Source organism: Enterococcus sp. LJL51, assembly GCF_054871795.1.
Map to the genome: position 1 here is coordinate 82,477 of NZ_JBTXLW010000002.1, position 11,468 is coordinate 93,944.

General features: G+C 39.6%; 8 protein-coding genes. All 8 read left to right on the plus strand.

Annotated features, from left to right (window positions below; all coding sequences use genetic code 11):
• Positions 1-190: 190 nt before the first annotated feature.
• The 8 genes from ACYSNQ_RS02565 (at position 191) to ACYSNQ_RS02600 (ending at position 11,437) form a co-directional block, all read left to right on the plus strand.
• Positions 191-1,096 (plus strand): magnesium transporter CorA family protein, encoded by a 906-nt coding sequence (locus ACYSNQ_RS02565; RefSeq protein WP_426081229.1) that lies wholly within the window; start codon positions 191-193, stop codon positions 1,094-1,096.
• A 454-nt stretch (positions 1,097-1,550) separates the two neighbouring features.
• Entirely contained in the window at positions 1,551-2,399 is an 849-nt protein-coding gene (licT, locus tag ACYSNQ_RS02570) for a BglG family transcription antiterminator LicT (protein ID WP_426081230.1), read from the plus strand.
• A 134-nt stretch (positions 2,400-2,533) separates the two neighbouring features.
• Positions 2,534-4,414 (plus strand): beta-glucoside-specific PTS transporter subunit IIABC, encoded by a 1,881-nt coding sequence (locus ACYSNQ_RS02575; protein WP_426081231.1) that lies wholly within the window; start codon positions 2,534-2,536, stop codon positions 4,412-4,414.
• Between the two features lie 38 nt (positions 4,415-4,452).
• Positions 4,453-5,901, plus strand: coding sequence for a glycoside hydrolase family 1 protein (locus ACYSNQ_RS02580; RefSeq protein ID WP_426081232.1), 1,449 nt, complete (start codon positions 4,453-4,455; stop codon positions 5,899-5,901).
• Between the two features lie 741 nt (positions 5,902-6,642).
• A complete protein-coding gene (locus ACYSNQ_RS02585) occupies positions 6,643-7,464 on the plus strand; it encodes a hypothetical protein (protein WP_426081233.1) in 822 nt (273 codons plus the stop codon).
• Between the two features lie 234 nt (positions 7,465-7,698).
• A complete protein-coding gene (locus tag ACYSNQ_RS02590; protein ID WP_426081234.1) occupies positions 7,699-8,592 on the plus strand; it encodes a helix-turn-helix transcriptional regulator in 894 nt (297 codons plus the stop codon).
• A 280-nt stretch (positions 8,593-8,872) separates the two neighbouring features.
• Positions 8,873-10,606 carry a DUF2264 domain-containing protein gene (locus tag ACYSNQ_RS02595; protein ID WP_426081235.1) on the plus strand — a complete coding sequence of 578 codons (1,734 nt, stop codon included), beginning with the start codon at positions 8,873-8,875 and terminating at the stop codon, positions 10,604-10,606.
• Between the two features lie 3 nt (positions 10,607-10,609).
• Entirely contained in the window at positions 10,610-11,437 is an 828-nt protein-coding gene (locus ACYSNQ_RS02600; RefSeq protein ID WP_426081236.1) for a hypothetical protein, read from the plus strand.
• Positions 11,438-11,468 lie beyond the last annotated feature (31 nt).

Genomic DNA, 11,468 nt, shown 5'->3' on the forward strand with positions numbered 1-11,468 from the left:
GGTTTAGATATTTATCTATCTCTCAAGCTTGTATCATTTTTTGGATTTAGACCAGAAAGACTTCCTGATACTGAGATAAAGAACTAAATCAGACTGCTTCTCTTGATTACAGTGGTCGGCGTGCTATAATTGGAAAGGATTTTCAGTGTGTTTGAGCAGTTTTATTTTGTTTATAAGTGGAGGGCTAGTGATGGTTACAGAAAAGAAGTTTAGAAATGATACATGTGCTTGGGTCAATATAGATTCTGACAATATGGCCGATCATTCTGAATTGTACGAACAGTATGGTATTGACAATGAGATTATTTCTTATGCGCTGGATAAAAATGAACGGGCGCGTATTGAATTTGATAGTGAACTGGACATGTTTACCTTGATTTATAATGTTCCAGAAAATAAAGAAAGTGCCATTCGCTATGAAACAAATCCCATGACCTTTCTTGTTAAGGAACAGCAGCTAATCACCATTTCAAATAGTAAAAATGCCTATATTGTTCAAGAAATGGAGAACTATTTAGCTAAGAATTCGACCGTTTCTGTATTTAAGTTTCTTTTTTCAAGCTTGTTTATTATTTCTGATAATTATTTTCCGATTATTGAAGAAATGAATCGAGAAAGAAATCATATTAATGATATGCTGAAGGAAAAAACGACGAAGAAAAATCTTTTAGCATTATCTGATCTGGAAACAGGGGTCGTCTACTTTCTGTCTGCAGCAAAACAAAATGCTGTTTTGATAGAGCAGATTAAAACACAGAGCATTTTTCGTTTATTGGATAATGTCGAAAGAGAGCAGCTGGAAGATACTCATATTGAAGCGCGGCAGTTAGTGGAAATGGCACAGCTGACTTCCCAAGTACTGCAGCAGCTTTCTGGTACGTATAACAATATTTTGAATAATAATCTGAATGATACAATGAAGCTGTTAACCGTGCTTTCTATTTTATTAACTGTTCCAACGATTGTAACCGGCTTTTTTGGGATGAACATGCCGCTGCCTTTAGAGCATAACTTGCTAGGCTGGGTTATTGCAATTGGAATTAGCGTTGTTGGCTGGTTCACATTGTCCTTCATTCTGCATTTTGTACTAAAATAAGAAAGATTGACATTGTGTTTAGAAGCTTCATGAACACCTTTGACAGGAGCTTAAACGGCTATAAATGAGGCTTGAGAAGAAAGAAATAAGTGGACTGGAACATCAGTTAGACAGACGATGCTTCAGCCTCTTACAGTTGATTTACGAATACTTCAAATCAGCTTCTTTTGAATTTAGCGTGGACTGCTTGTTTTTTGCAATATTTTTGCTGACAAAATAGTTTACGAAAAATGAATAGAATGAAAGCACTTTTTTGATTGTTTCCAACTTGTCTAATAAAAATGAAGTAAATAAATTTTCGGGCTTGTAAATTTAAAAGAATAATGTTATTCTGATACCGTAAATGGATTGTTACTGTTAGGCAGGCAAAACCAGAATCAACTATTGTGCTAGTTTTAGCAGGAGAAGTAGGTGGATTCTAGGTTTTTTTATTTTGGAATGGAGGGTGTTCATTATGATTATTGAAAAGATACTGAATAATAATGTCGTGATGGCACGCAATGCTTCCGGAGAGGAAACTGTCTATATGGGCCGTGGATTGGCTTTCAAGAAACGTGTGGGTGATGAGCTTTTACCAGAGTTTGTTGAAAAGGAGTTTGTTCTCAAGGATTCAGCCTTATCTAGTCAATTTCAGCAGCTGTTTTCTGATCTACCTTCAGAAGAGGTGGAGGCAGTTAAAAAAATTGTTGATTTGGCGGAGGAAAAGCTGGGAGTGGAGCTTTCATCTAATGTTTATCTAACATTGACTGACCACATTCATTACGCCTTAGCTCGAGCAAAAGATGGAATTGAACTTCCTAATCCCTTAAAATATGAGACACGTAAGTTTTACCCAAAGGAGTTTGAAGTTGCCAAGCAGGGGATACAGTTAATCAATGAGCAGTTTGGTGTCGCCTTTGGTGATGATGAAGCCGGTTTCATCGCTTTTCATATTGTCAATGGGGAACAAGGCAACAACACCATGGAAGTTACCATGACTGCTACGGAAATTGTCGGCAGCATTTTAACCATTATTGGCAGGTATTTCGGTACATTGTTTGATGAAGATTCTCTGAATTATCAGCGAATGGTTACTCATCTTCAATTTTTCAGTCAACGCTATTTAAAGGATGAACTGAGTAGTGAAGAGGATGAATTCCTTTATGAACTGATTCAGTCCAAATATCCCAAAGCCTTTCAGGCGGTTCAGCGGATTAATGAGTATTTACAGAAAAAGTACGATAAGCCGGTTGGACAAGCGGAACAAACCTATCTAACCATCCATATTCAGCGGCTGGTTGGAGATGCAGAAAAAAATAAATAAAAGTCAATCGCAGGATTGTTACTGGTAATGCAGGCTAAACCCGGATTGAAAAGACAAGTAGGTACAAGTTTGTTTTGTGCTACTGTTTTTTCAATTTGGGTTTTTCTTATATAAAAAAAGAAAGAGGTATATCTATGAGTAAAAATCAAGAAATAGCAAAACGGGTACTAAATCTGGTTGGCGGAGAGTCCAACGTAAACACAGTCGTCCATTGTGCAACAAGACTACGTTTCAATCTGAAGGATGAAAGCGTTGCGAAAACGGAAGATTTAAAAAATGACCCTGATGTCATTCAGGTTGTTCAAAGCGGCGGTCAGTATCAGGTCGTAATCGGCAGTCATGTAAATGATGTCTACAAGGAATTACTGGCACAGAGCAGCTTAGGCAATGAAGGACATGAAGACACTGCCTCAGGAAACGGTAATATTTTTAATCGTCTGATTGACATTATATCTTCCATTTTCACACCGTTTTTAGGAGCGATGGCAGGAGCTGGGGTACTAAAAGGCTTCTTGACGTTAGCTTTGACTATGGGGTGGTTGGCAGCTGACTCAGGTGTTTATCTGGTACTCTTTGCAGTTGCGGACGGACTGTTCACCTACTTGCCGATTTTACTGGCTTTCACAGCAGCTAAAAAGTTCAATACGAATCAGTTTTTAGCAGTCTGTTTAGCGATGGCACTGGTTCATCCGAGTATTAATGCTTTAGCCGGAACAGAATTGAGCTTCTTCGGTATACCGGTAATTTTAGGGGCAAGCGGCTATACATCCTCTGTTATTCCGATTATTCTAGCCGTTTTTGTTATGCAGTATGTAGAACGTTTCTTTAAAAAGGTCATTCCTAATGCGCTGCAAATCATTTGCGTTCCTTTAGCTGTATTTTTAGTAATGACGCCATTAACTTTTATCTTAATTGGACCAATTGGAACAGTTGCTGGGAACCTGCTTGGCGGTGCGTATAATTCAATTTATGGCTTGAGTCCGTTGTTGGCTGGCGCTGTGATGGGTGGATTATGGCAAGTATTTGTAATGTTTGGTATGCATTGGGGCTTCGTGCCAATCATGATGCTGAACCTTTCCGAAGCCGGCGGCGGTATTGATACAATGATGCCGATGCTATTGCCGGCAGTAATGGCACAGGGTGGTGCAGCATTGGCTGTCTTCCTTAAGAGTAAAGATGTAAAAATGAAAGGCTTATCTCTTTCAGCCGCATTGACTTCTATCTTCGGAATTACTGAACCAGCGGTTTATGGAGTTACACTGCCGCTTAAGAAACCATTTATCGCAGCTTGTATCGGTGGTGCAGTTGGGGGCGCTTTTGTAGCCTTCAGCGGTGCAAAAAATTATGTTTTTGGTCTAGTTAGCGTCTTTAGTTTGCCAGGTTTTATTGCTCCAGATTCAAGTGATACTTCTGGAATTGTTTCTGCAGCCATCGGTACAGGGATTGCTATCATCTTAGCCTTTGTCCTGACACTTGTTTTAGGTTTTGAAGAAGGCGGACAAACAAAAAACGAAGTTATCGAGGCAGAAAGTAAGAAAGAAGCAGGCTCTGAAAATGGTCAAAAATTGGTTTTAGCAAGTCCAATCAGCGGAGATCTTTTCTCTTTATCTGAAGTGAAGGACGATGTGTTTGCCTCTGGTGCAATGGGTAAAGGCTTAGCTATACGTCCAACGGATGGTAGTGTCTATGCTCCTGTTGATGGAGAAATAACGACTATTTTTCCAACAGGTCATGCAATAGGTATTACGTCAAACGAAGGAATTGAACTATTGATTCATGTAGGGATGGATACGGTTGAGTTAAATGGAGAAGGATTCGAGACATTTGTTAAAGCTGGTGATAAGATTTCAAAAGGAGAGCTACTGGTTCAATTTGATCCGGAATTAATTACGAGTAAAGGGTATTCTATTGAAACCCCTGTAGTTATTACCAACAGCAACAGCTTTTTAGATGTTCTTGATTTATCTCAGGAAAATGTTCTGCACGGAGAAGATTTTCTAGTTGTAGTAAAATAAAAGCAGGTTTAGAAAAACGGAATGGAGGAAGAAATTACATGAAAAAAACGACAGGCTTCCCAGAGGGATTTTTATGGGGTGGAGCGACAGCAGCTAATCAGCTGGAAGGCGGGTATCGTGAGGACGGCAAAGGACTTTCAGTTGCTGATGCTATGCCAGGCGGAAAAGAACGGTTGGCGGTCCTTTCCAGCGAGACTTTTGACTGGTCGATTGATGAAGAGAAGTATGTCTATCCTAATCATCGGGGCATTGATCATTACTATCGTTTTAAGGAAGATATCAAGCTGTTTGCTGAAATGGGTTTTAAATGCTATCGCTTCTCTATTGCGTGGGCACGTATTTTTCCACAAGGAGATGAGCTTGAACCAAATGAAGCTGGTTTAGCGTTTTATGAAGAAATGATTGATGAATGCCTGACCTATGGGATTGAACCTGTTATCACGATTTCCCATTACGAAATGCCGCTTCATTTGGCAGTTGAATACGGCGGTTGGAAGAACCGTAAGCTGATTGATTTCTTTGAGCGTTATGCTCAGGTAGTTCTGACCCGTTTCCATGAAAAGGTGAAGTACTGGATGACATTTAACGAAATCAACTCAGCATTTCACATGCCTGTTTTAAGCCAAGGGTTAATTAAACAAACGGGTGCCGGAGATAAACAAAATCTGTTTCAGGCATGGCATAATCAATTTGTCGCCAGTAGCAAAGCCGTCAAAATTGGACATGATTTAAATCCGGAGCTCAAAATTGGTTGTATGATTATTTATGCGACAACGTATAGCCTGGATGCAAATCCAGTCAATCAAATGGCAACTCTGGAACAAAATCAGGAATTCAATTTCTTCTGTACAGATGTACAGGTTCGGGGAGAATACCCAGCTTATACTAATCGTATCTTTAAAAAATATGGTGTGGACGCAGAAAAACTGGAAATCCTTGAAGGTGATTTGGACTTGCTGAAGGCTTACCCGGTAGATTATATTGGCTTTAGCTACTACATGTCTACTGCTGTAACGATTACTGAAAAAAGCGAAGAAGTGAATGGCAATCTGCTTGGCGGAGTAAAAAATCCGTTCTTGAAAGCCAGCGAGTGGGGCTGGCAAATTGATCCAGAAGGCTTGCGGATAGCCTTGGATGAGTTGTATGACCGCTATCAGAAGCCGTTGTTCATTGTCGAAAATGGCTTGGGAGCGATTGATCAGGTTGATGAGAACTTTTATGTAGCGGATGATTACCGAATTGATTATCTGCGCCAGCATATTTTAGCAATGGAAAAAGCTATTGAGGATGGAGTTGACTTGATGGGCTACACGCCATGGGGCTGTATTGATTTAGTTAGTGCCTCCACTGGAGAAATGAGTAAGCGTTACGGTTTTATTTATGTCGACTTAGACGATAATGGAGCAGGCAGCATGAACCGTTATAAGAAAAAATCATTTGACTGGTACAAGCAAGTAATCGAGTCCAACGGTAAAAAGCTGGATTAATCGTAAAAATGTAAATGAATGAATAGTAAAAAAATAACTCGGAGGACCGTCATCTGGCGGAACCTGCGAGTTTTTTGGTTCTTGGTTGAATTGTGTTAGTAGGACAAAAGCTGAATAAACTCACAGAGCTTGAAACAAATGCAGAAACATCCTGATGCTGTTTCAAGTTCTTTCTTTTATGCGGAGAAAAAATAAGTCTTTGAACAATATAAATACGAGAATGAAGAGGATAAAATTTTACAGCATTACTACACGTTTGATGACTTTGCTCTTGTTGTTCAATCCTTCTGTGACACTTTTAATCTGTAATTTTAGGCGATTTCATTTTATCTGTTTGTTGAACCTTTTTGTATTTGAACACTTAAAAAGTACCGGCAAATTTTCCACTAAAAAAATACGACAGAATCGTTTTTTTAGGTAGTTCAAATTAATTACAAGGTAGAAACGGTATTGTTTGTTTGAAGCTGCCTATGTTATATTTACTTATGGCATTGAAGATGAATGTGAAAGGAGTATGCTGTCTTGAAAAACAAGTAGCTACTGATGATAAATATCCACGCATCTCTTGCGCTGTACTTCAGCAATGAGGTGGACAATACAGAAATTGTCAAGAAACACTATTCTCACTATCCAATCCTAGAAGCATAGAGAAACTTTGGAATATCATTTATTCAGTTTTAGGGCATGGGCGCATGAATGTCTTCCCTACTTTTAAAAATAGAAAGCTAAGGAGTGTTAGCTATGGAAAAAAAGAGAGTCTTCGAATTGTTTAACGAAAATGAAGTAATTGAATCAGTTACCCCTCAGACGATTACCAACGCATTTGCAGAGCTGAGCCAAGGGAAGTTTCATGTTTTAATACTGGAAGCCAGTCCCGCATTTGAAAGCAGTCCTTTTATTCAAGTGGCTTGGGAAAAGGGCCTCTATACTATTGAAATTCAATTTGACAATGAGGGACAGCTTCAGCAATTTCGTAAGGAAACAGGAGAAATTGAAGAATGCCTGACCTTGTTTTTGAATTATCATTCAGAAAAATTGCCGGATAAAACAGGCTGGCAGGATGTATCGTCAGAAATCAATTATTATTATGATGACGAAGAGGCAGGCGTTGCCAGAGAGACATCACATCCTTTTTTTGTGAAGCATTTTACCGATGAAATCTATTATAATATTACAGATGACTATGCACCTTTTGGCAATGATACTGGTAATGATGCGCTTCGTATGTTGGAAGAACGTTTAGCAGAAGACGATGATTTAGAGGATTTCGAAGAGCTGCCGGCATTTATTTCTACTACATGGGGCTTCGACTATCTGGACTCGTTAAAAATTCAAAATGAACCAGCGTTCATAGAGAACCATCAAAGCGAGGTTATTAAGTCAAATCAGATTACCGTAGCTGTTGGGTTCGGTGTCATTAAAATTACCGGCGGTATCAGTTTTCAGCTGAAAAAGCGGGCAATTTTAGCGTTAGAGCAGCTAGCGAATGCTATACCGGAAGGGAGAACATCGTACCAACAACAGATTGAAGCAATGAAAACTTATCACGGTTATGATGAATAAGTTTTGAAAAGAAAACAGCCAGTCTTGAGATAGGGATGATATACATCGATTTTCAGGCCATTATTTTTTTAGCCCACTGAGGAATAAAGATATAGTTTGAATTAGGTTCGACGATATAGTTAGTCCGGAGGATAATGAGCAGCAGGCTTTATTATAGAAATAAGAAAATTGTCTAGTTAAATCAAGACAATTTTTTTTGATACTTTATAGTGGAGAAAAAGAGGGTGAAACCATATGGATAAGGTGGTAGTAATTGTAGAAATACAAAAATATATTGCTGCTCATTTTCAGGAAGAAGATTTTTCCGTTAAAAAGATATGTGAGCGGGTCAACTACTCGCGAAGACAGATTGATAGAATGTTTAAAACCGAACTAGGAGTAACTTTACAGGAGTATATCGCTGCAGTTCGACTGACTCAAAGCAGCAATGAACTGTTAAAAACGGAAACAAGTATTTTGGAAATTGCTCTAACAAATCACTATCAGTCCCACGAGGGCTTTACTCGCTCCTTTAAAAAGAGATTCGGACTGACTCCGTCAGAATATCGTGATCAGAGAATACCCCTGCCTTTATTCACTATGCATCCCTTAAGTCATTATTATGCTATTCTAGAACATAAGGAAGCATCCAGAATCCATAATCGGCACAGCAGGTGCACAATTACCGTTCAACACAAACCAAGACGCAAACTGCTCTTTCTTCCTGCGCACCATGCAGATGATTATCTCTCCTATTGTGAAGAGATGGGCTGTGACTGGGAAGGTCTGCAAAATAGCATTCAGGAAAAATTTGAGCCAGCTGCTCTATTGACTCTGCCGGAATTTTTGAGTGAGGGCTTTGCAAAAACGGCTTCGGGAATTGAGGTTCCGTTTGATTATGATAAAATACTTCCACAAGGCTATGAGGTTGTAGAGCTACCGGAAAGCATCATGTTGTCTTTCCAAAGTGCTCCTTATGAAAATGAGGAGTCTTTTAGCGAGATTATCGATGAGGTGTATGAAGCAATAGAAAAATACATCCCAGCTGATTATGGCTATAAGCTATCTTATGAGTCAGGTCCGGTTTTTAATTATGGAGCGCAGCCTGAGCTAGGTGCTAGAATCGCAGTGCCAGCTATTTCTATTTAAAATAATACTAACTCTCATAATTTTTTTATGAGAGTTATTTTCATATGTTCTTTGTTTCTCTTTTCTAATTTTTAGATTATTCAAGTTAAGTACTTCTGTTTATTTCATTCAATGTGCACAAATTTTGGGAAGAATGAACATATTTCTTTTGAACCAATAGATTAAGCCGATTTTCCTGTCTATAATTAGCTTAAGACTTTGTGAGAGCGTACCCAAATGAGCAGTTGAAAAAGTTTTGTCCTCTTGTTATCCTTTGCAGTAGACAAAGGAGAGGACGGCAATGATGAAACAGTGGGACAATGATTTCTTAACTAGAGAGGATTATGCTCAGGCAATGGAAAAACTGATTCAGCCGATTAGAGAAGAAATTATTCATTCTGATTTTCCAGGAGTGCATCTTGGCAGTAGTGGTGCAGTTTACAATCAGCAGCGGGCGGATATGGAAGCGCTTATTCGTCCGCTGTGGGGACTGGCTCCTTATTGGACGCTGAAAAAGGATGATCAGCTGCGTGACGCTTATTTAAACAAGCTGGCTGCCGGTACCGATTCTGCGAATGCGGCATATTGGGGAGATGTTGAGAATTACGACCAGTATATTGTGGAAATGGCGGCGTTATCACTCACACTATTGCTGCACAGGGAATATTTTTGGGAACAGCTGCCATTAAAACAGCAGCAAACTCTTATTCAGTGGATGGCTCAGGCGCTTGACCGGCAGATTCCTAAGAATAACTGGATGTTTTTTAAAGTTCTGATTCGAATTGCATTGTATCAATGTGGAGAAGTATTGAATCACGAAGCGTTAGAAAAAGAGCTGCTGCTCATCGATGGGATGTATGTTGGTGAAGGCTGGTATGTTGATGGGAAAGAGACACAAAGGGATTACTATATTCCTTTTGCTTTTCACTACTATGGGTTAATTTATGTCAAGTTTATGGGGGCAGAAGATCCAGAGCGGTCTCAGATATTTATTGAACGGGCGACCCGCTTCGCTCAGGATTTCTTGCATTATTTTGATGCTGACGGAGAAGCCTTGCCTTATGGACGAAGCTTAACTTATCGTTTTGCTCAGGCGGCCTTTTTTTCAGCTTTAGTTTTTGCTGATGTTGAAGCCGTGCCTTGGGGAGTGATGAAAGGAATCATGTCCAAGCATATGAAAAAATGGATGGATCATGATATCTTCACGTTTGATGGACGGCTGTCCATTGGCTATCACTATGAAAATCTGGTAATGGCAGAGGGCTACAATGCACCAGGTTCTCCATATTGGGCTTTCAAAACATTTTTACTTTTAGCTGTTGAGGAGACGCATCCTTTTTGGCAGGCTCAGCCAATCTATTTAAAAAGGAATGAGAAACGGCTTGTAAAAGAAGGTCGGCTATTATTACTTCATGAAAGCAATGGCGCGCATGTGCTGGGCTTTCCAGCAGGAATGCTTGTAGAAGGACAGGCTCATGGAGAAGCGAAATACAGCAAGTTTGTTTATTCTACAAAATTTGGCTTTAGCGTGCCTAAAGCAGGGATTCGCTATGAAGAAGGAGCCTTTGACAATACGTTAGCGATTTCTGTAGACGGCAACTGTTTTCGAGTAAAACGTGAAACAGAAAGCTATCAACTGTCAGAGGAAAAAGTTGTTCATCAATGGTCACCATTTAAAGGAGTGAACATTCGAACAGAAATTTATCCTTTTGGCGAGTGGCACGTTCGCTTTCATGAGATTGAAACAGCATTTCCTCTAGAGGTAAGAGAAGGCGGCTTCAGTGTTGGATTTGAGGAGCGCAAGCCGCAGACAACTGGAAGTAAGGAGACGGCATCGGTTCAGCAAGGACCCCTAACGTCTAAAATTATCAATATTGAAGGCTTTGAAGAAGCATATATTGTGCAGCCTGAGCCGAATACTTCATTGTTTTTTCCAAGAACAAGTTTTCCATATTTAAAGAAACAGCTGCCAAGCGGACGGCATCGCTTGATTAGTTTGGTTGGCGGCTTATATACAAAAGAAGAGAGGGAATAAAGAATGATAAAAGTAGCATTGAAGACGAGTGAGGATATTCTGATTACAGGGCGTCTGGATGATGAAACAGAAAATGGTGCATTTGAAGCAGCTGGCGAAGAAATGGCTGTTTTAGCCATTAAGGATTACGTGTATAAAAATGGAGATAAAATCGTTGTAACAACAGAGTTAGAAGATTCCTTTTTCGTTGTTCAGCTAGATGAAACATTGGCGCCAACACTGATTTATCTGCCTCAAACATCGTGGGAGTATCATATTCCTACAACTGAAGAAGCAATGACTGCTTCTGTTGAAACAGGTTTTCGTTCTAAGCGGCACCATTTGATGGTTCGAAAAGCGTATGATTTTGAAGTTAACAGTTATCAGAATCTTTCTCAGAACAGTCACGATCAAAAGGAAGCGTCAGGAGCCTATCCTCACGCAGAAGCAAATGTAGAAACAAGGGGAGAAGCTGTATTTTTCGCTAAAAATGCGATTGACGGAAAATATGGCAATCTTTCTCATGGCAAGTACCCCTTTGCTTCATGGGGAATCAATCAGCAAAAAGATGCAGCATTGACGATTGATTTTGGCCGAAAGGTACGTATTGACTGGATTCGTCTGCTGCTTAGAGGAGATTATCCTCATGACAGCTATTGGACAGAGGTGACATTGGAGTTTTCTGATGGAGAGCTGCTGACTGTCTTAACGGATAATTCATTAAACTTTCAGGATGTCCATTTTCCAGAAAAGGAAACAACTACAGTTACTTTAAAAAATATGAAGAAGGCAGCTGACGAATCACCATTTCCGGCCTTAACTCAAATTGAAGTGTTTGGGCGGAACAGCTGAGTTTTTTGAGATGAAAAAGCAGTAATTTTTG